Genomic DNA, 24,765 nt, shown 5'->3' on the forward strand with positions numbered 1-24,765 from the left:
GTTGTTACCGGTCGCCGACGCCCCCGGGCAGAGGGACCCTGCGCCGAATCGTCGGCCGGTCCTCGACGAGGCCCGGCCTCGTGCTCGGTGTCGTCGCTGAAGCGGGAGTTGCCGCCTTCGACGATCACGTCGCCGGGGGTCAGCAGGTCGGCCAGCCGGCGCAGTGACTGCCGGGTGGGCTCGCCCGAGGGCAGCATCAGCCACACCACGCGCGGCGCGGAGAGCTTGCCGACGAGTTCCTCCAGGGAGTCCGCGTCGCGGTCGGGGGAGGTGCGGCTGTAGCCGAGCACCTCGTGGCCGTGATCCCGCCAGCGGGCTGCCATGTTGCCGCCCATGCGTCCGAGGCCGACTATTCCTGCCTGCATCGATTCCAGTCCTTCGGGTCGAGTGGGTGGCCGGCGGCGGTGCCGCGCAGCAGATCGAGGACGACGCTGTTGTCGAGGGCGCCGAGGCCCGCCGCGGTCACGGCCGCGTACAGTCCGGCCACGGTGGTGGAGAGGGGCAGCGCGGTCTGTTGTTCGGCGGCGGCGTCGAGGACGAAGCCGAGGTCCTTGTGGAGGTAGCGGGCGGGGCCGGACGCGGTGAAGTCGCTCTTCGCCAGGTGGTGCCGTTTCTGCGCGAGCACTTCGGAGGAGGCGAGGCCGCCGGCCAGCACGTCCAGGAGTGCCGCCGGTTCGAGGCCGCCGCGTTCGCCGAGGAGGACGGCTTCGGCGAGCGCGACCAGGGTGCCCGCGACGACGAGCTGGTTGCAGGCTTTGGCGAGGGACCCGGCGCCGGTGTCGCCCAGGCGGCGGACGGTCGAGCCCATCGCCTCCAGGTAGGGGCGAACCCGTTCCACGGCCGTCTCCGCACCGCCCGCCATGATCGACAGGGTCGCCTGGCGTGCGCCGGTCACCCCGCCGCTGACGGGGGCGTCCACCACGGTGACACCGCGAGGGCGCAGCTCCTGGGCCAACCGCCGTACGGCGACGGGCGAGACGGTGCCCATGACCACAAGGGTGTCCAGGACCGGGTTCTTGGCGCCGTGGCCCGCGAGCAGCCCCTCGGGGCCGTTGAGCACGGCCTCGACCTGGGGCAGGTCGGGCAGCATCGTGAGGACGACGGAGGAGCCGGTGCCCAGCCGCGCGAGGCTTTCGGAGGTACGGCACCCCGCGGCGCGGGCAGCGTCCAGGGGTGAGCGGCCGCGGTTCCAGGCGAGGACCTGGTGCCCGGCCCTCGCGAGGTTCGTCGCCATGGGCAGTCCCATCGCGCCGAGCCCCACGAACCCGACCGGCCGGGGTGCCGGGGGCACCGACGTCATGCGTGCACCCCGACCGTCCCGGACCCTGCCGCCCAGACGCCCAGCCGTCGCACCAGCCCGGGCTCCTCGGTCGCCTCCCGGTTGACGACGAAGGGCGGGACGCGGCCCTGCGACACGTCCAGCACGGCACGGACCGCGCTGCCGCCGTTGCCCGCGGACATCTCGTCCGTCCACGCCAGCGCGTGCGGGCTGAGGACGACCTGGTCCATGCTCAGCAGCGGATTGCGGGGATCGGGCGGTTCGGACTCGAGGACGTCCAGCCCGGCGCCCCGGATACGGCGGCAGCGCAGTGCCTCGATCAGCGCGGCCTCGTCGACGATGGGACCGCGGGCGACGTTGAGCAGTACGGCCGAGGGCTTCATCAGCGCCAGTCGGCGGGCGTCGACGAAGTGCCGGGTCTCCTCCGTGAGCGCGCACATCACGATCACGGCGTCGGCCTCGGCGACCACCGTGTCTGCATCCGCGAGCCGTACACCGAGGACGCGCGCGACATCCTGCGGGCAGTACGGGTCGTACGCCACGACGTCGACCTCGAACGGGCGCAGCAGACCGACCAGGTCACGCGCGGTGTTGCCGAGGCCGATGAGCCCGACCCGGCGGCCGGTGAGTCCGAGCCCCATCCACTGTTCCTTCTCGGCCCAGCGGCCCGTCCGTACCAGCCGGTCCTTGGCCGGGAGGTTGTGCAGTACGGCGAGGAGAAGGGCGAGTGTGGCGGTGGCGACGGGCCGGCGCGCGCCGTCCGGAGTGATGGTCACCAGCGCGCCGTGGCGGGTGCACGCGTTCAGGTCGACGGCGTCGTAGCCGACACCGAAGCGGGCGAAGAGCAGGGGTGGGCGTGTGGCGCCGGCGAAGGTGCGCTCGGTGACCGCGGGTCCGGCGAACAGCACGGCGTCCAGGCCGTCGACGTCCGCCGCCAGGAGTTCGTCCGTGTCGCGCGGCAGGTAGTGCCAGTCGACGCCGGGGCCGGCGTCCAGCTCGCCGAGCCGGATGTCGCCCCATACGTTGTTGCCCTCGGAGTCGAGGAAGTCCCGGCTGACGCCGACGGTGAAGCGGTCGTCGGTGCGCGGGCCCGGTACGTTGCGGATGTCGGCCATCACAGCACCGCGACCGGGTTGACGGGTGAACCGGTGCCACCGGGAATGTTCAGCGGGGCGACGGTCAGCAGGAACGCGTAGCGGCCGGCCTCGGCGCAGGCGGTGGAGAGCGCTTCGAGGTCGAGGTTGTCGAGCAGCGGTACGCCCATGGCGGTCAGCGCGAGTGCGTGGACGGGGGAGTGCAGTCCTTCGACGGGCGAGGGCCGCACGTCGCTGTCCCCGTCTCCGCCGATCAACGCGATCCCGCGTTCGGCGAGCAGCGGCATCACGTCCACGTGGAAGCCGGCGCTGGCGGAGTCCGGGTTCCAGGCGCCGAGTTCGGCCCGGCGGCGGAAGTGCCCGGAGCGCAGCAGTACGGCGTCGCCGTCGCCGATGGTCACGCCGAGGGCCTTCTCGGCGGCGAGTACGTCCTCGGCGTGGACGGCCTTGCCCGGCTCCAGCCAGTCGGTGCCCAGGACGACGGGCATGTCCAGCAGCACGCCCTTGGTGACCAGAGGGCCGAGGGCCGCGACCGCCCCGAAGCGGGCGCCGCCGGCGTCGACGACCTCGCGGGCCGTGTGGCCGTCGTAGAGCCGGCCGCGGTAGGCGATGTGGGAGAGCGCGTCGAGATGGCTGACGCCCTTGCCGTGGTAGTCGACGGCGATGAAGTCCTTGTGGCAGGAGGGCTCGGGAGCCTCGACGTCGCCGAGGTCCGACATGTAGTGCAGGGCGGGCTTGGCGTTGTCCGGGCCGGGCCGGGTGTTCCAGGGCAGGGCCATCGGAACGGTCGTTCCGGTGCGCACCAGAGCGGTCGCCCGTCGTACGTGGTCGGGGGTGACCCGGTTCCAGGCGCCGCGGTCGGCCTGCTGCGGGGACCAGCGGCCCCAGGTGCGTACCGCGTCGAAGAGCGTGTCGAACTCCTCGCGGGTGAGCGTGGGCCCGTTGTCCGGGGTGGCGGCCCCGGGGGAGTCGTGGGGTGAGGGGGGTTCGTGCGGGGTGCCGGTCATCTGCTTCTTCAGCGCTCCAAGGCTCGGAGGGGTGCCGTCGGCCGGCTCCGGGGGCGCGCTACGGTCGAGAGGCCATGCGGAAGCCGGGAACTCTGGGAGATCTCTTCGGTCTCGATGGCAAAGCGTGCGCCGACGGCATTGTCGTTCGGGGACACAGGAGGGACAATAGCCAATATGCTGAACGACAAACAGAATGATGGGTGGAGTTGACGGTGAGCGCAAGTGACCCGGGAAGTCTCGTCCCTGCCGTGACGCGGGCAGTGGCCATCCTCGACACCCTCGGCGAGGCGGAGGGCCGCCCCCTGTCCGTGAGTGAGATCGCCCGAGCCCTGGGCCTGCCCAAGTCCTCGACGGGGAACCTGTGTGCCTCGCTCGAGGCCGCCGGCATGATCACGCGCAACGGCACGGGCTTCGCGCTCGGCCGCAAGCTGGTCGAACTCGGTGGCCGCTACCTGGCCACCGTCGACCAGTTGCGCGACTTCTACGAACTGTGCCGACGCAGTACGCACATATCTCGCGAGACCGCGCGTGTCGCCGTGCTGGACGGCCTGGACGTCCTCTATCTGGGCAGGTACGACGGCACGCAACCGCTGCGGCTGACCGCGAACATCGGTGACCGCTTCCCCGCGAACTGCACGGCGACGGGCAAGGCGATCCTGGCGACCCTGGACCCGGCGGCCGCCGAGGACCGCCTGCGCGGGCGCCCCCTGCCCGCCCTGAGTGAACGGTCCATCACCTCGGTGCCCGCCCTGATGGAGGACCTGGCCCGGACGCGGGAGCGGGGCTACGCGATCGACGACGAGGAGGCGACGGCGGGAATCGTGTGCCTGTCGGTGCCGGTCAAGGGGTTCCGCACCGACTCGGCGCCCTTCGCCATCAGTGTCACGGTGCTCAAGGCCCGGCTGGACGACGAGTTCCGCGAGGCCCTGCTGAAGGATCTGCGCGCCGTCGCCGCGGGTCTGGAGAACCCGATGCTCCCCCAGGGGGTGGCCCCGGGCGCGGGGTGAGTACCCGGTCCGACTGTTCAGCGGCGGCCGTACGGAGACCTCTCCGTACGGCCGCCGTAACTTTGGGGCAATGAATGCCGCGAGTCTATTGACCAATATCCTGGTAGTGGGACAGGATTCTGTTCGAGCCGATGGAGTGGTCCTCGGCCGGCGAATCCTTCGGAGAAGTCCGTGCATGACGCTTCCGATGACACAGCCCACACCGCAGCAGGCGACGCGACACCGCTGGTGAGCATCCGCGGACTGCGCAAGCGGTTCGGCGGCACCCTCGCCCTCGCCGATGTCGACCTCGACATCCACGGCGGCAGCGTCCTCGCCCTCCTGGGACACAACGGTGCGGGCAAATCCACCCTTATCAAGGTACTTGCCGGTGTCTACCGCGCCGACGAAGGCCAGGTCACCGTGGCAGGCCACCCACTCGGCAGCGACGCCGCCGCCGCCGAGACGTCCTTCATCCACCAGGACCTGGGCCTGGTCGAATGGATGACGGTCGGCGAGAACATCGCCCTCGGCACCGGCTACCCGCGCCGCGCCGGCCTCGTCTCCTGGCGGCAGGTCCGCGAGCGCTGCGCCGAGGCCCTCGACATCGTCGCCGGTCACCTCGACCCGGACGCGGCCATCGCCGACCTCACCCGCGCCGAGCGCTCCCTCGTCGCGATCGCCCGGGCCCTGTCGACCCGAGCCCGCCTCATCGTCCTCGACGAGCCCACGGCCAGCCTGCCCGCCGCCGACTGCGCGCGCCTCTTCGACGTCCTGCACACACTGCGCGACCGCGGACACGGCATCGTCTACGTCAGTCACCGGCTCGACGAGGTCTACCAGGTCGCCGACAGCTTCGCCATCCTGCGCGACGGCCACCTCATCAGCCAAGGCCGGCTCGCCGACCACGGGCCCGACCGCATCGTGCGCGACATCGTGGGCCGCGAACCGGAGAAGCACCGCCCGCAACCCGCCGTACGGCCCACGGACACCACCCGCTCGTCGACCGACGCGACCGGTGCCACCGTGCTGCGCCTCCGGGGCGCCACCACCGAAGGTGCCGGGCCCATCGACCTCGAACTGCGCGCGGGCGAGGTACTGGGCATGGTCGGACTGACCGGCGCCGGTCACATGGACCTGGGAAGGGCCCTCGCCGGAGCACGGCCCCTCACCGGGGGCGAGGTCCTGCTCGACGGCCGGCCCTACCGCCCCGGCTCGCCGGCCGCGGCCGTCAACGCCGGCCTCGGTTTCGTCACCAGCAACCGCCAGGAGGAGGGCTGTGCCCTCGAACTCACCGTGCGGGAGAACTTCCTGGCCAACCCCCGCGCCGATCACCGCTCTGCATGGCGCTGGATCAGCCCCCGGCGCGAGCGAGCCCGGGCACAGGCCCTGATCGAGCGGTTCGGCGTGCGGCCCGCCGACCCCGAGGCGCCGATCGCCACCCTGTCCGGCGGCAACCAGCAGAAGGTGATGATCGGCCGCTGGCTGCGCCTCAGCCGCCGGGTGGTCATCCTCGAGGAGCCGACCGCCGGAGTGGACGTCGGGGCCAAGGCCGAGATCTACCGGCTCCTCGACGACGCCCTCGCCCAAGGACTCGCCGTCCTTCTCATCTCCACGGACTTCGAGGAGGTCGCCGACGTCTGCCACCGCGCCCTGGTCTTCGTACGAGGCAGCGTGACCGCGGAGCTCAGCGGCGAAGCCCTCACCGTCACGGAACTCACCCACGCCGCGTCGGCCATGCCGGCGCTGACCGGAACGGCGGACAACTGATGGCCACCGAGACACGAGCCTCCCGACACGACGAACCGCCGCTCTCCGGCGACGCCGGGAACAGGGGCCGGAAGACGGCCGGGTCACCACCCCCCGGAACCGGCACCGGACCCGACCGCAGGGGTGCCCGCAGCCGCGTCGGTGGCGCACGCGGCGGCCGGCCGAGCGGTCATCTGATCGGGACCTACGGCCTGCCCGTCCTCGCCGTCCTCCTCTTCCTCGTCTTCTCCCTCACCCTGCCGGACACCTTCCCGACCCTCGACAACGCCTCCTCGATCCTGTCCAACCAGTCGATTCCGGCGATCCTGGCGCTCGGCGCGATGATCCCCATCGTCACCGGCAAGTTCGACCTCTCCGTCGGCTACGGCCTGGGCCTTTCCCATGTCCTGGCGATGCAACTCATCGTGAACAACGGCTGGCCCTGGCCTGTCGCCTGTGTTCTCGTCATCGTCGGAGGCGGCCTCGTCGGCGTCGTCAACGGACTGCTGGTCGAGTTCGCCCGGATCGACTCCTTCATAGCGACCCTCGGCACCGGCAGCGTCCTGTACGCCCTCACCGGGTGGATCACCGACGGTGCCAGGATCGTCCCCGGGCCGCATGGACTCCCCCCGGCCTTCACCGATCTCTACGACTCCAAGTTCCTCGGTCTGCCCGTCCCCGCCTTCTACGTCCTCGCGCTCGCCGTCCTGCTGTGGCTGCTGCTGGAACGGCTGCCGCTCGGCCGCTATCTGTACGTCATCGGCTCGAACGCGCGCGCCGCCGACCTCGTCGGCATCCCCACCCGCCGATACGGCATCTACGCCTTCGCCGGCTCAGGCCTGGTGGTCGGCTTCGCGGGTGTCCTGCTGGCCGCCCAGCAGCAGATCGGCAACCCGAGCGTCGGCATGGACTACCTGCTCCCCGCCTTCGTCGGCGCCCTGCTCGGTTCCACCGCGGTCAAGCCCGGTCGCGCCAACGCCGCCGGCACCGTTGTCGCGGTCGCCGTCCTTGCCATCGGCCTGGCCGGTATCCAACAACTGGGCGCCGAGTTCTGGGCCACGTCCCTGTTCAACGGCGGCACTCTGCTGCTCGCGGTCGGCCTGGCCGGCTACTCCGCACGCCGTCGGCTGCGCGCCGGTGCGACAGCCACCCGTCAGTCACTGGCGGGCGCACCACCTGAGACGGGGGCGCCCTCCGTCGCCGAGGCGCCGTCACCCACCGCCGCCGACGACAGCGGCGCATAGGCCACCACACCGCGCCCCGTCCCCCTCGCATCGGCGCCGCTCCAGGCTTTCCCCTGCCTGCTCGCGTTCCCCCGGTCTCCCCACCTCCCCCCTCGCCTTCCTGCCCTGCGCACTCAAGGAGTCGACCCGTGTCGCACCAGCACACCCGCATGACAACACTCAGAGCCACGGCCGCACTGGCGGTGGTCACCGCCTTCGCCGCCGGCTGCTCCAAGGGCTCGGACAGCGCCACCGCAACCACCGTCGGCTCGTCCAAAGCGGGCTGCCCCACCGTTCTCGCCGAGGCGAAGAAGGCGGTCCACGCGGCCGAGGCCGTGGACGCGGCATGGGGCGGCCCGACGTCCGGGCCCACGGCGGTCGGCGGCAGGACGATCGTCTACGTCGCTCAGAGCATGACCAACCCGGGAGTCGCGGGCGCCGCCCAGGGCGTCCAGGAAGCCGCCAAGGCGATCGGCTGGAAGATACGCGTCATCGACGGCCAAGGGACACCGGCCGGTATCCAGGCAGCCCTCAGCCAGGCTGTCGCGGTGAAGCCCGACGGCATCGTCCTGTCCGGGTTCGATCCCAAGTCGACCGCTCAGCAGGTCGCCCAGGCCAACGCCGCCGGCATCCCGCTGATCGGCTGGCACGCCGTCGCCACCCCGGGTCCGAGCAAGGACCCGAAGATGTTCAGCAACATCACCACCAGGGTCGAGGACGTCGCGAAGATCAGCGCCGACTGGGTCATCAGCCAGTCGAACGGCCGGGCCGGCGTGGTCGTGTTCACCGACGCCTCCATCCCGTTCGCCAAGGGCAAGTCGGACCTGATCCAGACGGAACTCGCCACCTGCTCCGACGTCAAGGTCCTGAAGACGTCCAACATCCCCATCGCCGACGCCAGCAGCCGCACCCCCCAGGAGGTGTCCGCGCTGCTGTCCCGTTTCGGGTCCGCGTGGACGAACTCGGTGGCCATCAACGACCTGTACTTCGCCGACGCCGCCCCGGCCCTGCGCGCGGCGGGCAAGCAGGGCGGCGGCGCCCCGTTCAGCATCGGCGCCGGTGACGGCGATCCGTCTGCCTTCCAGCGGGTCAACAGCAAGCAGTTCCAGGCCGCGACGGTGCCCGAGCCGCTGTCGGAGCAGGGCTGGCAGATCATCGACGAGTTCAACCGGTCCTTCGCGGGCAAGCCCGCCAGCGGCTACATAGCCCCTGTCCACATCACGACCGCAGGCAACACCGGTGGCGGCACTTCCTGGGACCCGAAGGGCTATCGGGAGGAGTACCGGAAGGTCTGGGGCAAGTAGGCCCTGACCGCGGCCGTCGCCCGCGCCTCCCTCCCGCGCCCTTCTCGGGCGGGAGGGACACCGCGGGTGCGGCCGCCCTCTCCCATGTCCCCGGTCATGCCGTTCACCTGCGTCGTGCGGCCCACACCGTGCGCTCGGTGCGTACCGTCACGTCGTCGCGGCGCAGGATGCTGTGGGGGCTGTCCGTGTCGAGCAACTGGTCGAGCGCGGCGGCGTCTTCCGCGGTGAGTGTCCGGGCCGCGCCGCCGCGGATCAGGCGCAGGCTGGTGAGGGCGTAACGGCCTATGGCATCGGTGTGGGGCGGGCCCATGTTCACGGTGATGGTGCGTTCGTCCTCCACGGTGAAGCCGGCGTCCGTCAGTTTGGATCCCCAGTCGGCGCCGCGGTGTGAGACGTGCTCGGCGTGGTGCCGGTCGAGTGCGGCATGGCAGCGGTCTTCGAGGCCGGGTCGGTTTGCGGGAGCGTGCGGGGGCAGGAAGCGCGGGAAGCCGGCCAGCTCGACGACGGCGAACAGTCCGCCCGGCGCGAGTGTCTCGTGGACGTGGCGCAGTGTGCGGTCGGGGTCGGCCATGTGGTGCATGGAGGCTGAGGCCCACACCAGGTCCGGCGTGCCGAGGTCGGGCCAGTGCGCGTCGAGGTCGGCCCGCACGGTGCGCACCCGGTCTGCCAGGCCTTCCGCCTCGGCCTTCTCCAGCAGGCGGCGCAGGTGGCCGGCCGAGGTGTCCACCGCGGTCACCTCGGCGGTGGGGAAGCGCTGGAGCAGGGTGAACGTGCCGGTCCCGGTTCCGCAGCCCAGATCGACGATGTGGCGGGGGCTTGCGTTGACGGGCAGCCATGCGGTGATGGAGGCGATGTGCTCGGCGAGCACCTCCGCGTCCAGGTCGAGGATCTCCGCCTGGCTGTCGTCGTCGTGGCCCTGTCCGTCCTGGTGGACCGCGTGCGCGCCGTGGTCGTGTGCTGCGTGCGGGGATGCGTGTGTCATGGCGTTCACGCTAAGAGGTTCATGAGCGTTCGGCATGGCTGCTTGCCAAAGGAGCAAGACGATGACTGCTCGGGCTGCCGCCGGCGCAAGCCGCCGTTGCCGTACGCCACTGACGTACGGCGTGGGCGTGCGGCTCTTGACGTGCGGCTGCGTGCCGCTCGCCCTACTGCGGCCGGCGGCTCGTGTCGGCGTCGGTCCGGCCGGAGTGGCCGCGGCGGGCGTCACGGTCGAAGATGCCCAGGACCTCGCACGGTCCGTCCTCGGTGCCGATGGCGTGCGGGAGCATCGTGGGGAACTCGGCCGCCTGGTTGGTCTCCACGCGAAAGCGTCGGTTGCCCAGCAACAGGGTCGCTGTGCCGGAGAGAACGACGAGCCATTCACGGCCCGGGTGGGCGCGCAGGTGTGAGGGGCCGTCGGGCGGCGGGTTCGTGACGTGCTGGCGTACGACGGTCATGCCGGGATCCGCGCGGATGGGCCACCGCATCAGCTGGCGGGACGCGTCGATCGTCGGGCTGGAGATGACGTCGTCGGTGGCGGTCTCGACCAGCTGGTCGAGCGAGGTGTCCATGGCGCGGGCGAGGGTGACGAGCTGGTCCAGCGCGAGGCGGCGCTGACCGTTCTCGATGCGGCTCAGCGTGGACGGGCTGAGCCGGGCGCGCTTGGCCAGCTCGTCCAGGGACCAGCCCTGTGCCAGGCGCAGAGCGCGGATCCGTTTGCGTACGAGGCTGTCCAGCTCACCATTGCCTTGCGTCATGGGCAATACCGTATGCCCCACACGCACAGCGCGTCGGTAGAGGTCATCCGATCGGGACGCGGGACCGCGGAGCCTGTGTGTACGGTCACGCGCGACGGAGGACTACAACGGCGCATCCCTGGACAGCTGTAAAAGCCAGTGGTCAGGCAGCGGCCGCCGTTTTCCGCTGCGCCCCGGAGCCGTCCTATGAGAACTTATCGACTTGACGACTGCCATGTGGTGATCGAACTCCACGACGTCGTTGACATCGGCAACGACGAGGCCACGAAGGACCGGCTGCGCCGAGTGATGGAGGAGTCCGCGGTTCGTCGGGCCATCATCGACATCCGGACCCCCGTCGTGACCGCGGCGTGCCTCGACATGCTCCTGGCGCTGCGCCGTGCGCTCCTTCCGAGCGGTTTCCTGATCACTGTGGTGGCGCGGCATCGCCTGGCCCGTCGAGTCTTCCGCATCGCCGCCCTGAGCAGGACCTTCCACGTGACGGCGACCGTTCCACGCGCTCGGGCCCTGACCCGCGCCTGTCATACCGCCGGCCGTCATCCGGTGCCGCAACCGCCCGCCGCTCCCTGTCCGACCGACCCGGAGAGCGGCCGGCATCCATCGTCGGCGAAGCCGGCCACCGCCTGAGGCGTTCCGTGCGCTTTCCCCCACCCGCCAGAAGGCGCACGTCACGTCGATCGACGGTGCGAAGACCGATGTGACGCGGCAACGGGGTATCACCAAGGTGGTCGAGGAACTCACGCACCGATAGGCCTCCCCTCGCTGTGGCGGCCGCTGCCCGAGTAGGAGACAGATGAGGATCGTCATCACGGGTGCGTCCGGCTTTGTGGGGCGCCTGCTCGCCGCGGCGCTGTTGCGGGCGCGGACGTTCGACGGTGAACCCATCAGCCGGCTGGTCCTCGCCGACCGCGTGGCCCCGGACGTTGCACGGGTGAGCGATCCGCTCGTGGAGGTGGTGCACGGCGATCTGGTCGAGTGTCTCGATGCGGTGTTCGCGGAGCCGGTCGACGTGCTGTTTCATCTGGCCGCCGCGGTGTCGGCCGAGTGCGAGACCGACTTCGACCTCGGTATGCATGCGAACGTCGACACCACACGCGCCCTGCTGGAGGCCGCGCGGGCACAGTCGGTGGCCGGCGGTCCGCTGGTGCGGGTGGTGTTCTCGAGCAGCCTCGCCGTCCACGGCTCCGACCCGATGCTTCCCCTTCCCCCGATTGTCGACGAGTCGACTCCGCCTGTGCCGCAGTCGAGTTACGGAACGCAGAAGCTCATCTGCGAGCACCTGATCGCGGACTTCACCCGCCGCGGCTTTCTCGACGGACGTGTCGTTCGTCTGATGACCGTCGCGGTGCGGCCGGGCAAGCCGAACGCGGCCGCATCCGGCTTCCTGTCCGGCATCATTCGCGAGCCGCTCGCGGGGTTGCCCACCACGTGTCCGGTGCGGCCCGGACTGCGGGTGGCCCTGTCCTCGCCGCGACGCACGGTCCAGGGAATCCTCCGGGTCGCGGAGGCCCGGCGCGGCACCGGACCGGGAGAGCTGAACGGACGGATGCCGGTCCATCTTCCCGCGCTCACGGTCTCCGTAGCCGACATGCTTGACACGCTGAGGCAGATGGCCGGCGATGCCGCCGTGGACCTGGTGTCCATCAGCCCCGACCCTGCCGTCGAGGCCATCGTGGCCTCGTGGCCGGCCGTCTTCGACAACAGGCGCGCGGCGGCACTCGGGCTGCGGCCCGACCCGAACTTCCTGTCGGTCGTGCGGGACCACCTCGCCGACCACGCCGATGCGGTCACCGGACCGACGGGTTAGGGCTCTGTTGTGCGCGGTCGGCGAGACACACACCGCCCCGGGCGGAGCCACATCGCACAGCCGGCCCGCGGTTCACGCGCCGCGGGCCGGCCTGCGCGCGTTACGCGGTGAAGCGGTGGTTGCCGGAGCCGACCCGGTACACCACGCAGCCGTCCTCCTCGCGAAGGAACGTCGCGTGGGTGTGTGTGACCGCCTTCGGATCATCCGCGGGGATCCACACCTCGGCGGTCGTGTTCGCGGGCACGGCGCACGTCAGGACGAAGCCGCCGGCCTTCTGTCGCCACCGCGTGGAGATGGGGCCGTGGACCGAGGTGAACGTGGCGCGGGCGGAGGTGACGTCGCCGCCCGGCCGGGGACGGATGACGATCTCACGGTAGCCGGGCCGGCCGGCCGAGATGCCGGCGATGTTCGTGTACATCCACTCGCCCACCGAGCCGTAGGCGTAGTGGTTGAAGGAGTTCATGTCCGGGGTCTGGAACTCGCCGTCGGGTTGGATGGAGTCCCAGCGTTCCCACATCGTGGTGGCGCCCTTGTCGATCTGGTAGCCCCAGCTGGGGAAGGAGCGTTGCTGGAGCAGCCGGTAGGCGACGTCGGTGTGGCCGGTGTCGGTGAGGACGGGCAGCAGCCGGGGTGTTCCGAGGAATCCCGTCGACAGGTGCCAGCCCTTCGCCTCGATCAGTGTGACGAGACGGTCGGCCGCCGCCTTCCGCAGCGCGTCCGGCAGCAGGTTCATCGACAGGGCGAGGACGTAGGCCGTCTGCGTGTCGCCCTTCACCTTGCCGTCGGCGGAGACGTAGGCGTTCTGGAACGCCCCGCGAACGCGCCCGAAGAGGCCGAGATACGGGGTGGCGTCCTGGTCGAGCGCCTGGGCGATGCGGGCCGCGAGATCGGCGCTGTGCGCGAAGTACGCGGTGGCGATGACGTCCTTCGGGGTCTCGTCGGACACGTTCAGCCAGTCGCCGTAGCCGTCGGCCGGCCGCAGCAGGTTGACGCTGTTGTTCTCCAGGTACTTCAGCCAGGACTGGACGGAGGGCCAGGCGTCCTCCAGGACCTGCCGGTCCCCGTACGCCTGGTAGAGGGACCAGGGGACGGTGACACCCGCGTCGCCCCATCCCGCGACCCCGTTGCCGACCGTGCCCACCATGGGGGCCACGTCCGTGAAGGCGCCGTCCGTGGTCTGTGCGTCGCGCAGGTCCACGAGCCACTTGGTGAGGAAGCGGGCCGACTCCATCGTGTACGCGGCTGTGGGCGCGAAGACGTTGATGTCGCCCGTCCATCCCAGGCGCTCGTCGCGTGCGGGTGTGTCCGTCGGGATGGAGAGGAAGTTGCTGCGCTGCCCCCAAGTGATGTTCCTGTGCAGCGTGTTGAGCATCGGGACATCGGTTTCGAACTCGAAGGTGAAGGGGGCGGACGTATGCATGACGCGACCGGTCACGGCTTTCGCCGAGGGGGTGCCGGGGAACCCGGTCACCTCCACGTAGCGGAAGCCGTGGAAGGTGAAGCGCGGCTCGTACGTCTCCTCGCCGCCGCCCTTGAGGGTGTACGTGTCGGTGGCCGCGGCGGTGCGCAGGTTCGCCGTGTAGAGGGTGCCGTCCGGGTTGAGGACCTCGGCGTGCCGCAGACGTACGGTCGTTCCCGCGTCGCCCGACACACGCAGCCGTACCGAGCCGACCATGTTCTGACCCAGGTCGAAGACGAAGACGCCCGGCACCGGTTCGGTCACCTTCTCGACCGGGAGTTCCTCGGCCACGCGGACCGGCCCGTCCACCTGCGCGACGATGGTGTCGGGAGCCGCGTCGCCCGCGGCGCGGACGTCGAGCCAGGCCCGGTCGTCGAAGCCGGGCGAGGTCCAGCCGGAGGTCTCCTTGCGCGCGTCGTACGTCTCGCCGCTCAGCAGGTCGGCGGAGACGATCGGTCCGGAGGCGGCCCGCCAGTCCGTGCCCGACGTGATGCGCCGGCTCGTCCCGTCGGTGTACTCGATCTCCAACTGCGCCAGCAGCGCGGGGCGTTCGCCGTACTGGTGGGGCCCGAACATGCCGACGTTGCCCGCGTACCAGCCCGGTGCCACGTACGCGCCGATGGCGTTGGCTCCGGGCCGCACGAGCGTGGTGACGTCGTACGTCTGGTACTGGACGCGTTCACGGTAGTCGGTCCAGCCGGGAGCGAGCTGATCGCGGCCCACCCGGTGGCCGTTGAGGTGGGCTTCGTACAGGCCCAGAGCCGTGGCGTACAGGCGGGCGCGTGCCACCTTCTTGCGCGGAAGTCCGAATTCGTGCCGCAGTTGGTTGGCGGCGTACACCACCGGGACGACCCTCCCCCAGGGGCCGGCCCCCCACACGGCGGCCACCTTCGCCGCCGGCCAGCCACTGTCGTCGAAGGCGGACTCGCGCCAGTTGTCTGCGGGTTCCTCGTCCGTCGACTTCCAGGAGCCGTCGGTGACGATCTTCTGCTCGCCGGATGCCGTGTGCAGGGTGAGGACGGCGACCAGGCCGGCGGGTCCCACGGTCGCGTTGGTCGCCGAGACCGCGAGGACGTTCTGCCCGGAGCGGACCTGGGCGAGGACGTCGACGACGGCCGGCCTGCGCCAGCCGTCGTGGTCGGTCGCCAGGTCGGTGTGGGCCACCTCGGTGCCGTTCAGGGAGACGGCGTAGACGTTGTCGGCGGTGATGGCCAGGGTCGCGGCCGTGATCCCCTCCGGGAGATCGGCGGTGCGGCGGAACCAACGGGTCTCCGCCGGCACGCTGTTGGTGGGATCGCCCTCGGGGAACCAGATCCACGCGCTGCCCTCGAACGACGGCGCGTCGGTGAGAGCCGGGGGAGCGGAGACCCATTCGGCGGACCACTGCGAGACGTCCATGAGGCCGGTCTCCCACCAGTCCGGGGAGCTCCAGCCGGAGGCGTTGTTCTCGGCGTCCCAGACGCGTACGGACCAGAAGTAGCGTGTCCGCGGCTTCAGTCGGGGGCCCGCGTACGGAACGTGGAGGGACTCGCCGGAGCTCACCTTCCCGCTGTCCCAGACATCCGGTCGAGACAGCTTCGACGCGCTGGAGGCGACGCGGACCTGGTAGGCGCTCTGTCGCACATCCTTCTTGTCCGAGGCCATCGGCCAGCTCAGGCGCGGGCGTTGTGCGTCGAGGCCCAGGGGGCGGCGTACGTACTCGACGGTCGGCGCGGTGACGCGCAGGGTGCCGCGTCGCGTACGCGCCCGGGCCGGTACGGCCCCCGCCGATCCGGCGTCGGCGGCCGTGGCTGCCACCGTCGCCGCCGCGGCCGCCAGGATGTTCCTCCTACTGATCACCAGGACCCCTCACGTAGAAAGGATGAATCGATTCACGGCGGTGAACGTAGAGGCGTGAGGTGTGGGGGTCAATGACTGTGCAGGACTTTCTTGGGCAAGCTTCCGGCTGCATGTGCTTCCCGGGCGAGGTCCGAGGGCCGCCTGGCGCGGGCGATTGAACGGTTTCAATCGTCCTGCCTTCCTCCTGTCGTCACCGCCCGGGTGCGCTCGGGGGCCGGTGGGCCGCAGGATCGGACGCCGACGTCACCAGGGGCCGCACCCGTTCGGATCGAACCGGAGTCGCCGCGCGACCTTCCGGAATCCGGCGCGGCCGGAGATGGTCTGATGGTGCGGACGATCAGTGAAATGCCGGACAGGGAGCAGGAGTTGACAGTCGAGGTTCCGGAGCCGCTCGGACCGGATTCGCTGACCTGGAAGTACCTCGGTGACTGGCGCGGCCTTCTCACCGCGCTGTGGGCCGGCTCGATGCAGAACATGCATCCCGGTCTCGGCGCGGGCGTCGAACAGCACTCGCGGTTCTTCGAGGAACGCTGGCAGCGGCTGTTCCGCTCGCTCTATCCCATCAGCGGAGTCGTCTACGACGGCCCGCGCGCACGTCGGACCGCGCTCGAAGTGCGCGGCTACCACGACCGGATCAAGGGCGTCGACGCCCGGGGCCGTCAGTACCACGCGCTGGATCCTGACACCTACTACTGGGCGCACTCCACGTTCTTCGTCAGCACGATCCTGATCGCGGAACACTTCGCGGGCGGCATCGACGAGGCGGACAAGCGCCGGCTCTTCGGCGAGCACGTGCAGTGGTACCGCATGTACGGCATGAGCATGCGGCCGGTGCCGGAGAGCTGGGAGGACTTCCAGCGCTACTGGAAGCTCATGTGCGCCGAGGTGCTGGAGGACAACAAGGCCACCAGGGATGTGCTCGACATCGCCGGGATCGCGAGGCCGCCGTTCCTGCCGTGGCTGCCGCACGCACTCTGGCGCCCCCTCGGCACGCTCACCGGGCGGGCCTTCGTCTGGTTCACCATCGGACTCTACGACCGGGAGGTCCGCGACCTGCTCGGCTTCACCTGGTCGCGACGAGACGCCCGGCGGCATCGCAGGACCTGCCGGGTGATCAACGCATTGTTCAAGCTCGTTCCGCACGACCGTCGCTACCACCCGCGAGCCCGGGCGGGCTGGCGCCGTGCCCGCGGTGAACTCGCGGCGGACGTCGAGCCGGTGGCGACACCGCGACGGAACCTGCCACCGCCGTCCGCACGCGGAAAGCCGGAGCACTACGCGCCGGACGTCCCCTAGTAGGGCTTGGTCAGGTCCGTATCGGTGTGGGTATGTCGCGGTGGCAGGTGGGGCAAGCACCGGTCCAGGCGGCGAGAAGTGTCTGGAGTTCTCGGACGACTTGGTAGAGGCTCAGACCTGCGCCGCGTCTTTTGGGTCTCGTGCCAGTCGTTGCAGGGTGCAGAAGGCGTGGGCGGCGGAGACGAGGGTGACGTGGTGGTGCCAGCCGCCCCAGGTGCGGCCTTCGAAGTGGGCCAGTCCCAGGGCCTGTTTCATCTCGCGGTAGTCGTGTTCGATGCGCCAGCGCAGCTTGGCCAGCCGCACCAGGGTCGCCAGTGGCATGCCGGAGGGCAGGCTGGAGAGCCAGAACTGCACGGGTTCGGGTTCGGTGGCGGGCCATTCGGCCAGCAGCCAGCGTTCGGGCAGTTCAGGACCGTTGGTGGCCTGGCGGACGCCGCGTCCGGCCGGGCGGATGCGCAGAGCCACGAACCGCGAGTAGATGCGTTTGAAGCCGCTGATTCCTTTGCCCGGGCGGGAGCCTTCCCGCCAGGACACCGGTCTCGTGGCCGTCCTCCCGGCCGCGATGACCAGGTCTTTCACGGTCTGCGCAGGCTCGGGATACTGCATTCGCGGTGGCCGGCCGGTTCCCGCGTAGGCGGGCTGGACGGGCCGGGCGTCGGCCGGATGGGCGGTGTGGCGGGAGGAAATGCCCACCGCGTAGGGCAGGTTGCGTTCTTCCAGACCGTGGCGGAAGGCGGCGGCGTCCCCGTATCCGGCGTCCGTGACGACCAGGGGGATGTCGATGCCCCACGACCGGCTCTCGTCGATCATGTCCAGGGCCAGCTGCCACTTCTCGACATGCCCCACCCGGTCGGGGATGCCGCAGCGACTGCGGCGGGCGACCTTGTCCGGGTCCGCCTCCGGCGAGTCGGGATCCCAGGACGCGGGCAGGAACAGCCGCCAGTTCACCGCCGCCGAGGCCCTCTCGCGCGCCAGATGCAGCGAAACCCCCACCTGGCACTTGGTGACCTTGCCCGCGGTGCCGGTGTACTGCCGTGACACACACGCCGAGGCATCCCCGTCCTTCAAAAAGCCGGTGTCATCGACGATCAATGCCTCTGGACCGATCGCCTCGTGCATCCGCCAGGCCAGCCGGGCCCGCACATGCGCCGGATCCCACGGACTGGAGGTGATGAAATGTGCCAGCGCCTGACGATTACCGTCCTCACCCAGTCGGGCCGCCATCGGCTCCACCGACTTACGCCGCCCGTCCAGCGACAATCCGCGCACGTACGCCTGCCCCCACCGCCGCTGATCCGCACGGAAGAACCCGTCGAACAACTCCGCCGCGAACGCCTCCAGGTCCTCCCGGACCGAGGCCATCTCCTCAGGTGTCACACCACCTCAACGACCCTCACGGACCAGCGGACACGCCACCCACGAGTGAAGCTGACCAAGCTCTACTAGGGCCGGATCGCTGCATCGGACGGCATCGGCGGGGTACCAGGTGGAAGGCGTCGCCCCGGCGTGCCGCGGGTTGCCAAGGAGGGGCCCTGTGGAGGATGGTTGCCGTCAGGCAACATTTCATCCGCCAGTTGCCGCGACCTCGCCGCGGCACCGCTGCAACCGCGCGTCCATGACCTGTGGGAGGCAGCCCGGGACGGGGACGAGTACGCCGCGTCCGCGGTCGTCCTCCAGGCCCTGGACGACGGCATCGACCCCGAGAGTGTGCTCCTGGACCTGATCGCACCCGTGCAGGGGAAGGTCGGCGAAGAGTGGGCCGCCAACCGCATGACCGTCGCCCAGGAACACGCGGCCACCGCCATCAACGACCGCGCGATCGCCGCTCTCGCCGGCCACCCCGCCGCATACGTCGCGCCCGCGGGCGGCCGGGGCCGGGTGACGGTCGCGTGCATCGACGGCGAATGGCACGCCCTGCCCGCGCGCCTCGTGGCGGAGGTGCTGAAGCTGCGCGGGTGGCGGGTGGACTTCCTCGGCGCCCAGGTGCCCACCGACCACCTGATCGCCCACCTCCACCAGACCGGACCGGAAGCGGTGGCGCTCTCCAGCTCCGTTCCGACCCGGCTGCCGGCCGCCCACGCCACGATCACCGCCTGTCAGGCCGTGGGCATCCCGGTCCTGGTCGGCGGGGCCGCCTTCGGCCCGCACGGCCGTTACGCCCGCCTCCTCGGCGCGGACGCCTGGGCGCCCGACGCACGGGCCGCCGCCGACCTTCTCGAACAGGGCCTGCTCACCCGCAACGAACAGGCACATCAGCCCATCGACGATCTGCCGCACCTGGCCGATCAGGAGTACACGATGGTCGCCCGCACCCGTGTCCAACTGGTGCGCACCGTCATGAGCGGGCTCGCAGAACGCTTCCCCGCCATGCGTGAGTACACCGACACCCAGCGCGGCCACACGGCCGACGACATCGCGCACATCGTGAACTTCCTCGCCACCGCCCTCTACACCGACGACATCGACCTGTTCACCGGCTTCCTCACCTGGACCGCCGCCATCCTCACCGCTCGCGGCGTACCGGCCCGCTCGCTGACACCCGCTCTGGACATTCTCGGCGAGGAGCTGAAGGACTTCCCCCGCGCCGCCCACTTCCTGCGCCGGGCAGCCGGCCACCTCGGCAGCGACACGACACCCAGAACCGCGGTCGCAGCGCCGGGAGAAGCGGCATGACCTCCGCCCAGTTCCCCACCACTCCTCTGCACCTGACGGTGACCCGTCCCGACGGCGCCGGACACGCGATGGTCATAGACCTGCACGGCGACCTCGACTACGACAGCGCCGACCACCTGCTGCAGACCGCCACCCAGCAGATCAGCGACGACTCGGCCCTCACGGATCTGCACCTCGGCTGCGCCGGCCTCGAGGCGATCGACTCCATGGGCCTGTCCGTGCTGCTCATGATCCAGCGGCGCACCACCGCCGCGGACGTCGTCCTGCACCTGGACGGCCGCACCGCTCGTCTGGACCGCCTGCTGACCATCACCGGCACCCTCGACCACCTCACCGGCTCCGTTCCGCCCCGCTAGCAGGACACGCTGGCAAGATAGCGGCATGGAACGTGTGCTTGGAATCGGCGGATACTTCATGCGGGCGGCCGACCCGGTGTCCCTGGGCGCGTGGTATCGCGACTGCCTGGGTCTGGACGCGGACGAGAACGGCCTGTGGCGTCAGGGAGCGGGACCGACGGTGTTCGCGACGTTCGAGTCCGAGACCGACTACTTCGGGACCCGCGCCCAGCAGACCATGCTCAACTTCCGCGTCCGCGACCTGGATGCGATGCTCGCGCAACTGCGCGCCAAGGGAGCGGACGTGGCCGCGGAGACGCAGGACATGGAGGGTGTCGGTCGATTCGGCTGGGTCACCGATCCCGAGGGCAACCGGGTCGAGCTGTGGCAGCCCGCCTGACCGCGCCTGGCGCAGACGCTGTCCGTCGAGCCAGGCCTGCGGTCACCCCTGGACGGCGACAGGCGTGAGGCGGAGCCGTCCCGCGGGCGGAAACGGATACGATAAGGCCGAAACGGCCGTTTCGACATGTGTCCGCAGGAAGATCCGCGCGAGAGGTGACCGCTTCATGGCTTCGGAGGTCCAGCCTGCTCCAGGAAGTCCCGCCTGGTGGGCCGGACGGGCTCCCGCCCCCGCGTACCGGCGAGGACGTCCGCCGATGGACGCCGGGCGGATCGTCGACACGGCCCTGAAGCTCATCGACGAGGTCGGGATCCAGGCGCTGACGCTGCGCATGCTCGCCGAGGCCCTGAACTCGGGCACGGCGACGCTCTACCGGCACTTCAACGGCAAGGACGAACTCCTCGCGCTTGTCGCCGACAGAATCCTGGGCGAAGTCCGCGTCCCACCCGAGGAGTTGGACGGACTGTCCTGGCGGGAAGCCGTGACCGTGTCGTCGGAGGCCTTCTACGGCACGCTGTGCCGACATCCCAACGCGCTGTCCCTGCTGGCGTTCCAGGTTCCCGTCGGCCCCAACGGCCTCCGCAGCAGGGAACGGCTCATCACGCTGTTCCTGGGCCACGGTTTCCCGGTCGCCCTGGCCGCCCGTGCCTTCACGGCCATCGGCCACTACGTGATCGGCTTCGCCATCCAGCAGCACGGCCCCGGAACACCCGGCCCCGAGGACCACCTGGGTCTGCGCGATTACTACAACTCCCTGAATCCTGCTGTCTATCCGGCCACGACGGCGGCGTCCGAGGAGCTGACCTCCGTAGCGCCGCACGAGGAGTTCCGCTTCGGCCTGGACCTGCTCCTGGACGGTCTGGAACAGGCCTGGCTCAATGTGCCGCAGGAAGCCGACGACGCCGTGGGGCACCAGGGGCTGTGCCCTGAGTGACGGCTCCAGCCAGGGCGCTGCTGCCGTGGAGAGGGGACCTTTACGGGTGTGGATGAGTGCGCGTCGGTGCCGGGTCAGTGGACTCCGGCAACGGGCGCCGGGCGATGTCCCGTGCCTCGTCCATGGCAACGCCCAGCATGCGCAGGACCATCTCCGCCAGGTTCTCGGCTGCCTCCTCGACGTTGATGTCGGGTCGGCTGTACCGCAGTTGCAGCAACCCGAGAAGACTTCCCCCCAGTGTGGACAGGGCAACGGCCGGGTCGTTGAGCTGGAAGCGACCCGAGGCGGTGCCCTGCTCCAGGTCGCGCAGGGCGCGCGGTGCCAGACCGCGTTCCGAGTGGATCTGCCCCAGTCCACGGTGCCGGAGAATCTCCATGATCTCGGGGTGGGAGTCGACCATTCTCGCGCTGAGCCGGATTCCCGCCGAGACGAGTTCGGCGGGGTCGTCGATGTCGTGCACCCGGGCGTCGACGGCGGCGCCGTACTGGTCGAGCGCCTCCGTCACTGCCGCGTCGAACAGGTCGGCCTTCGACTCGAAGTGGTTGTAGAACGAGCCGAAGCCCACGTCCGCTCGCTCAGCGATCGCCTGGATGCTCACGCTGGTGTCCCCGGACTCGGCCAGGATCTGCCGGGCGGCCCGGATGAGTGCCTGCCGGGTCGCGGCCCGACGTCGATCGAATCGGTTGCTGGGCGGAGCTGACGTCGACATGCACCGAGCTTACCAATGCTCCAGTTCTGACGGGTTCATCAAACAAGCGGGTCCGACCTCGACGGAGTGGGCGAGGAGACCCGCAAACAGCCCGGTCGGAACGCCGACCGCGCCGTCAGCGGGGCGATCGCACCGACTGCCGTACGACGAGCTGGGTGCCGAGGACCACGTGGTCGTCCCCGGCGAGCCGTTCCTCGCGCTCCAGGGTCAGACGTACGGCGGCGCGGCCCAGCTCCTCGTAGGGCACCCGGACCGTGGTGAGGGCGGGGGCCAGATCGGCGGCGAAGGGGACGTCGTCGTAGCCGACGATCGACACGTCACCGGGGACGTCCAGTCCGGCCTCGCGCAGGGCGGCCAGCGCCCCGATGGCGACCATGTCGGTGCCGGCGAAGACGGCCGTGAAGTCGAGGCCGGCGTGCAGCGCGTCGCGCGTGCGCCGGTAGCCCGATGCACGGGTGTACACATCGGGCATGTCCAACTCCTCGACGAAGGCGGCGTCATGGGCGCGCAACGCGTCCCGGTACCCCGCCAGGCGCTGCTCGGCCGTGCTGAAGTCCCGCTGCCCGCCGAGGAAGAGGATCCGCCGGTGCCCGGCGACGAGCAGGTGCGAGGCGGCCTGGAAGGCGCCGCCCCGGTTGTCGTACTCGACGACCGTGGCCGGAACACCGGCGGGCAGCGGTGGGCGGCCGACCAGCACCAGTCGTGATCCGGCGGCGTCGAGCGCGGTGGCGTAGTCGGCCATGCGCCGGTTGTACGCCTCGTCCCGCACGGCGCCGCCGACCAGGACCACCGCCGCCGCGTGCTGTTCACGCATGAGCTGCACCAGATCTGCCTCGCGGGCCACGTCGCCCCGGGTGGCGCAGACCAGACTGAGTCGGCCGCGGGTGGCGGCCTCCTGCTCCACGCCTGCGGCGACATGCGCCAGGGAGGGCCCGGTGATGTCCTGGACGACCAGCGCGACGGGCCCGGCTACCCGGCCGGAGAGTGCCTTGGCGTGCACGTTCACCACGTAGTGCAGGGTCTCGACCGCCGCCATCACGCGTGCACGCGTTTCCGCGGACACCGGGTAGTTGCCGGCCAACGTACGGGAAACCGTTGCTACCGAAACCCCGGCTTTGGTGGCGACGTCGCGGATCGTGCTGGGCCGGTCCGCCCGAGCCCCATCCCGCTTGCGCCTGCCTCGCGGTGTTCCCGAGGCCGCAGTTGGCCCGCGTTGTCCGGTGTCCGTCACGGCTCGACGTTACTGCATGGTTCGCGTCGTGAAGGCAGCCCTGCCCCCGGAGGGTGCTGGGGAGTGACGAAGTCGCCGGGGATGTCGAGCCGGTCGTTCACGATGACGCCCGGCTGCCACGTGCGGACCCTCGTGGTCACGGGCCGGTCTAGGGAGGACCTGCAAGCGAGGCTGCGGGCGAGAGGAGACGTTGGGTGTGCCGGAAGCCAGCGATTCGAGACTGTGCGCCGTTCCGGGACGATCGCAGAGGTGCGAGCGGACGCACCGGAGTTTTGTGCACGCACGCTCGTCATCCGGCCCACCTATGCATACCCCGGCAAACGTAACGAACTGTGATAGAGCACCTCCATGGGCGAAGAAACCGCAGGGCCGCAGTCGGCCGACCGACGTGAGCGTCAGCTGACCGGCGTCATGGCGACACTCACAGTCCTGGCAGGAGCGGTCGACGCCGTCAGCTTCCTCACGATGGGACAGGTCTTCACCGCGCTGGCCACGGGCAATCTGCTCTTCCTGGCCTTTGCCGTGGCCGGCGAGGGGCAGGTGCCGGTGGCCCGCCCCGCGTTCGCCCTGCTCGCCTTCACGCTGGGGGCCGCAGCGGGGGCGCTGGTCACCGGCAGGATCGTCGCCCGACGCCGGCACTGGTTCGCAGCGGCGCTGGCCATCGAAGCGGCACTCCTGGCTCTGGCCGGTGCCACAGCTCTGTGGCGGCACGGCTCCGGCTCACTCGCCGATCATCCGGACACCTTCGTCATCGCCATCGTCGGATTCGCCATGGGGCTGCGCGCGGACACCGCTCTGCGAGCGGCGGTCCCCGGTATGCCGACGATGCTCATCCAGGTGTCACTGGTCCGTCTCCTCCACGACCTCGTCTCGGCGACGCCGAAGAGCGCGACGCCGCGCACGTCCAGGATCAGGCTCGTCATCACTGTTGTCGGGATGTTCGTCGGCGGCGTTCTCGGCGCTCTCATGACCCCCTGGGGCACCGGGCGCGCGCTCCTCGCGATTGCGGGAGTCGCCCTGATCGTCGCCACTCTGTACGTCGTTCTGCCGCGTTGGCGCATGCTCGCACCGGAGCTCGTCGACTGAGGTCGGCTGAGTGGGCATGCAGGGCGTTCGACGTCAGGTTCGAAACTCTGTAGCTGCCGCACTGAGGTTGTCGATACGGTCAAAGTCCAGGCCGACCGCACCAGCGGTTGCCACTTCGGAGAGCGATCCCGTGACCAGCCAGCGATCGACAACCACCTTGTGGCGTCCCACCGGCCCCGAGGAACTGGCGTTGGTCCGCGAGCTGGACTGGCGGTCCTGGCCGCCACGGCTGCCGGAGCAGCCGATCTTCTATCCGGTCCTCAACGAGGACTACGCCATCAAGATCGCGCGAGACTGGAACGTCAAGCACGACGGCGCCGGCTTCGTCACCCGGTTCGAGGTCGAGTCGGAGTTCCTGCGCAGGTATCCGGTCCAGCAGGCAGGCGGTCGGACGATCCTGGAGCTGTGGGTGCCGGCCGAGGAACTGGAGGCGTTCAACGCCCACATCGTCGGCCAGATCCAGGTCATTCACGAGTTCCGGTGAACTCGGAACACGCGCCGACGAAGCGCGCGGTGGGGCCGGCTGCGGCCGGTCGGCGCACCAACAGGTGAATGTCCCGCTTGTGTTCTGCGAGGCGCGCAGATGTCTGACGAGCACGGGCGGTGCCGCAGCAGTCC

General features: G+C 70.4%; 23 protein-coding genes and 1 pseudogene. 14 read left to right on the top strand and 10 right to left on the bottom strand.

Features of this window, described 5'->3' with window-relative positions:
* Positions 1-80: 80 nt before the first annotated feature.
* From OG985_RS42380 to OG985_RS42395, 4 genes and pseudogenes are all read right to left on the bottom strand, one after another.
* A pseudogene (locus tag OG985_RS42380) lies at positions 81-365 on the bottom strand (NAD(P)-binding domain-containing protein); the annotation flags it as partial.
* Positions 350-1,300, bottom strand: coding sequence for an NAD(P)-dependent oxidoreductase (locus tag OG985_RS42385; RefSeq protein WP_371673733.1), 951 nt, complete (start codon positions 1,298-1,300; stop codon positions 350-352). The pseudogene OG985_RS42380 and the gene OG985_RS42385, both read right to left, overlap by 16 nt.
* Positions 1,297-2,394, bottom strand: a complete 1,098-nt coding sequence (locus OG985_RS42390) for an NAD(P)-dependent oxidoreductase (RefSeq protein ID WP_371673734.1) — start codon at positions 2,392-2,394, stop codon at positions 1,297-1,299. The genes OG985_RS42385 and OG985_RS42390 overlap by 4 nt, the downstream gene beginning before the upstream one ends.
* Positions 2,394-3,380, bottom strand: a complete 987-nt coding sequence (locus OG985_RS42395) for a cyclase family protein (RefSeq protein ID WP_371673735.1) — start codon at positions 3,378-3,380, stop codon at positions 2,394-2,396. The genes OG985_RS42390 and OG985_RS42395 overlap by 1 nt, the downstream gene beginning before the upstream one ends.
* 248 nt (positions 3,381-3,628) lie before the next feature.
* Between OG985_RS42395 and OG985_RS42400 the strand changes: the two genes are divergently transcribed.
* The 4 genes from OG985_RS42400 (at position 3,629) to OG985_RS42415 (ending at position 8,642) form a co-directional block, all read left to right on the top strand.
* Positions 3,629-4,387 (top strand): IclR family transcriptional regulator, encoded by a 759-nt coding sequence (locus tag OG985_RS42400; protein ID WP_371673737.1) that lies wholly within the window; start codon positions 3,629-3,631, stop codon positions 4,385-4,387.
* A gap of 171 nt (positions 4,388-4,558) precedes the next feature.
* A complete protein-coding gene (locus OG985_RS42405) occupies positions 4,559-6,136 on the top strand; it encodes a sugar ABC transporter ATP-binding protein (RefSeq protein WP_371673738.1) in 1,578 nt (525 codons plus the stop codon).
* Positions 6,136-7,359 (top strand): ABC transporter permease, encoded by a 1,224-nt coding sequence (locus OG985_RS42410; RefSeq protein ID WP_371673739.1) that lies wholly within the window; start codon positions 6,136-6,138, stop codon positions 7,357-7,359. Before OG985_RS42405 ends, OG985_RS42410 begins: the two co-directional genes overlap by 1 nt.
* 149 nt (positions 7,360-7,508) lie before the next feature.
* On the top strand, positions 7,509-8,642 hold the full coding sequence (locus tag OG985_RS42415) for a substrate-binding domain-containing protein (protein WP_371674660.1): 1,134 nt from the start codon (positions 7,509-7,511) through the stop codon (positions 8,640-8,642).
* Between the two features lie 103 nt (positions 8,643-8,745).
* On the opposite strand, the gene OG985_RS42420 is transcribed toward OG985_RS42415, so the two are convergent.
* Together OG985_RS42420 and OG985_RS42425 are read right to left on the bottom strand one after the other, a co-directional pair.
* Entirely contained in the window at positions 8,746-9,624 is an 879-nt protein-coding gene (locus tag OG985_RS42420; RefSeq protein WP_371673740.1) for a trans-aconitate 2-methyltransferase, read from the bottom strand.
* Positions 9,625-9,787: 163 nt separating this feature from the next.
* Positions 9,788-10,378: a helix-turn-helix domain-containing protein gene (locus OG985_RS42425; protein ID WP_371673741.1), complete on the bottom strand. Its 591-nt coding sequence runs from the start codon at positions 10,376-10,378 to the stop codon at positions 9,788-9,790.
* A 186-nt stretch (positions 10,379-10,564) separates the two neighbouring features.
* Here OG985_RS42425 and OG985_RS42430 point away from each other — a divergent pair, with 186 nt between their 5' ends.
* Genes OG985_RS42430 through denD form a run of 3 tightly spaced genes read left to right on the top strand, consistent with a single transcriptional unit; the run spans position 10,565 to position 12,185 of the window.
* Entirely contained in the window at positions 10,565-11,005 is a 441-nt protein-coding gene (locus tag OG985_RS42430; RefSeq protein WP_371673742.1) for a hypothetical protein, read from the top strand.
* Complete coding sequence (locus OG985_RS42435; protein WP_371674661.1) at positions 10,974-11,129, top strand: YdeI/OmpD-associated family protein; 156 nt, start codon at positions 10,974-10,976, stop codon at positions 11,127-11,129. Before OG985_RS42430 ends, OG985_RS42435 begins: the two co-directional genes overlap by 32 nt.
* A 42-nt stretch (positions 11,130-11,171) precedes the next feature.
* Positions 11,172-12,185, top strand: coding sequence for a D-erythronate dehydrogenase (gene denD / locus OG985_RS42440; RefSeq protein WP_371673743.1), 1,014 nt, complete (start codon positions 11,172-11,174; stop codon positions 12,183-12,185).
* 100 nt (positions 12,186-12,285) lie between these two features.
* Here the strand turns inward: denD and OG985_RS42445 are convergent, their stop codons facing one another.
* Complete coding sequence (locus OG985_RS42445) at positions 12,286-15,483, bottom strand: alpha-L-rhamnosidase (RefSeq protein WP_371673744.1); 3,198 nt, start codon at positions 15,481-15,483, stop codon at positions 12,286-12,288.
* A gap of 345 nt (positions 15,484-15,828) precedes the next feature.
* Between OG985_RS42445 and OG985_RS42450 the strand changes: the two genes are divergently transcribed.
* Positions 15,829-16,779, top strand: a complete 951-nt coding sequence (locus OG985_RS42450) for an oxygenase MpaB family protein (protein WP_371673745.1) — start codon at positions 15,829-15,831, stop codon at positions 16,777-16,779.
* A gap of 111 nt (positions 16,780-16,890) precedes the next feature.
* Here OG985_RS42450 and OG985_RS42455 read toward each other — a convergent pair whose 3' ends face one another.
* Positions 16,891-18,141 (bottom strand): IS701 family transposase, encoded by a 1,251-nt coding sequence (locus tag OG985_RS42455; RefSeq protein WP_371674662.1) that lies wholly within the window; start codon positions 18,139-18,141, stop codon positions 16,891-16,893.
* 198 nt (positions 18,142-18,339) lie between these two features.
* Here OG985_RS42455 and OG985_RS42460 point away from each other — a divergent pair, with 198 nt between their 5' ends.
* The 4 genes from OG985_RS42460 to OG985_RS42475 all read left to right on the top strand — a co-directional run bounded on the left by OG985_RS42460 (position 18,340) and on the right by OG985_RS42475 (position 21,121).
* Positions 18,340-19,452, top strand: coding sequence for a B12-binding domain-containing protein (locus OG985_RS42460; RefSeq protein WP_371674663.1), 1,113 nt, complete (start codon positions 18,340-18,342; stop codon positions 19,450-19,452).
* Complete coding sequence (locus OG985_RS42465; RefSeq protein ID WP_371673746.1) at positions 19,449-19,808, top strand: STAS domain-containing protein; 360 nt, start codon at positions 19,449-19,451, stop codon at positions 19,806-19,808. The genes OG985_RS42460 and OG985_RS42465 overlap by 4 nt, the downstream gene beginning before the upstream one ends.
* A 25-nt stretch (positions 19,809-19,833) precedes the next feature.
* Positions 19,834-20,187, top strand: a complete 354-nt coding sequence (locus OG985_RS42470) for a VOC family protein (RefSeq protein WP_371673747.1) — start codon at positions 19,834-19,836, stop codon at positions 20,185-20,187.
* A 256-nt stretch (positions 20,188-20,443) separates the two neighbouring features.
* Positions 20,444-21,121 (top strand): TetR/AcrR family transcriptional regulator, encoded by a 678-nt coding sequence (locus tag OG985_RS42475; RefSeq protein ID WP_371673748.1) that lies wholly within the window; start codon positions 20,444-20,446, stop codon positions 21,119-21,121.
* Between the two features lie 40 nt (positions 21,122-21,161).
* Here the strand turns inward: OG985_RS42475 and OG985_RS42480 are convergent, their stop codons facing one another.
* Entirely contained in the window at positions 21,162-21,830 is a 669-nt protein-coding gene (locus OG985_RS42480; RefSeq protein WP_371673750.1) for a TetR/AcrR family transcriptional regulator, read from the bottom strand.
* A gap of 115 nt (positions 21,831-21,945) precedes the next feature.
* Positions 21,946-22,965 (bottom strand): LacI family DNA-binding transcriptional regulator, encoded by a 1,020-nt coding sequence (locus tag OG985_RS42485; RefSeq protein ID WP_371674664.1) that lies wholly within the window; start codon positions 22,963-22,965, stop codon positions 21,946-21,948.
* A gap of 444 nt (positions 22,966-23,409) precedes the next feature.
* Here OG985_RS42485 and OG985_RS42490 point away from each other — a divergent pair, with 444 nt between their 5' ends.
* Positions 23,410-24,147 carry a YoaK family protein gene (locus OG985_RS42490; protein WP_371673751.1) on the top strand — a complete coding sequence of 246 codons (738 nt, stop codon included), beginning with the start codon at positions 23,410-23,412 and terminating at the stop codon, positions 24,145-24,147.
* A 130-nt stretch (positions 24,148-24,277) separates the two neighbouring features.
* Positions 24,278-24,631, top strand: coding sequence for a hypothetical protein (locus OG985_RS42495; RefSeq protein WP_371673752.1), 354 nt, complete (start codon positions 24,278-24,280; stop codon positions 24,629-24,631).
* Positions 24,632-24,765: the final 134 nt, after the last annotated feature.

Source organism: Streptomyces sp. NBC_00289, from assembly GCF_041435115.1.
In the GTDB taxonomy this organism is placed as follows: Bacteria; Actinomycetota; Actinomycetes; order Streptomycetales; family Streptomycetaceae; genus Streptomyces.

What these genes read in the sequence shown, in the direction of transcription:
- OG985_RS42385 (WP_371673733.1), bottom strand. Translation starts at nt 1,300, where the DNA reads ATGACGTCGGTGCCCCCGGCACCCCGGCCGGTCGGGTTCGTGGGGCTC.
- OG985_RS42470 (WP_371673747.1), top strand. Translation starts at nt 19,834, where the DNA reads ATGGAACGTGTGCTTGGAATCGGCGGATACTTCATGCGGGCGGCCGAC.
- OG985_RS42475 (WP_371673748.1), top strand. Translation starts at nt 20,444, where the DNA reads ATGGACGCCGGGCGGATCGTCGACACGGCCCTGAAGCTCATCGACGAG.
- OG985_RS42480 (WP_371673750.1), bottom strand. Translation starts at nt 21,830, where the DNA reads ATGTCGACGTCAGCTCCGCCCAGCAACCGATTCGATCGACGTCGGGCC.
- OG985_RS42430 (WP_371673742.1), top strand. Translation starts at nt 10,565, where the DNA reads ATGAGAACTTATCGACTTGACGACTGCCATGTGGTGATCGAACTCCAC.
- OG985_RS42395 (WP_371673735.1), bottom strand. Translation starts at nt 3,380, where the DNA reads ATGACCGGCACCCCGCACGAACCCCCCTCACCCCACGACTCCCCCGGG.
- OG985_RS42425 (WP_371673741.1), bottom strand. Translation starts at nt 10,378, where the DNA reads ATGACGCAAGGCAATGGTGAGCTGGACAGCCTCGTACGCAAACGGATC.
- OG985_RS42490 (WP_371673751.1), top strand. Translation starts at nt 23,410, where the DNA reads ATGGGCGAAGAAACCGCAGGGCCGCAGTCGGCCGACCGACGTGAGCGT.
- OG985_RS42455 (WP_371674662.1), bottom strand. Translation starts at nt 18,141, where the DNA reads ATGGCCTCGGTCCGGGAGGACCTGGAGGCGTTCGCGGCGGAGTTGTTC.
- OG985_RS42415 (WP_371674660.1), top strand. Translation starts at nt 7,509, where the DNA reads ATGACAACACTCAGAGCCACGGCCGCACTGGCGGTGGTCACCGCCTTC.
- OG985_RS42450 (WP_371673745.1), top strand. Translation starts at nt 15,829, where the DNA reads ATGCCGGACAGGGAGCAGGAGTTGACAGTCGAGGTTCCGGAGCCGCTC.
- OG985_RS42390 (WP_371673734.1), bottom strand. Translation starts at nt 2,394, where the DNA reads ATGGCCGACATCCGCAACGTACCGGGCCCGCGCACCGACGACCGCTTC.
- OG985_RS42410 (WP_371673739.1), top strand. Translation starts at nt 6,136, where the DNA reads ATGGCCACCGAGACACGAGCCTCCCGACACGACGAACCGCCGCTCTCC.
- OG985_RS42420 (WP_371673740.1), bottom strand. Translation starts at nt 9,624, where the DNA reads ATGACACACGCATCCCCGCACGCAGCACACGACCACGGCGCGCACGCG.
- OG985_RS42465 (WP_371673746.1), top strand. Translation starts at nt 19,449, where the DNA reads ATGACCTCCGCCCAGTTCCCCACCACTCCTCTGCACCTGACGGTGACC.
- denD (WP_371673743.1), top strand. Translation starts at nt 11,172, where the DNA reads ATGAGGATCGTCATCACGGGTGCGTCCGGCTTTGTGGGGCGCCTGCTC.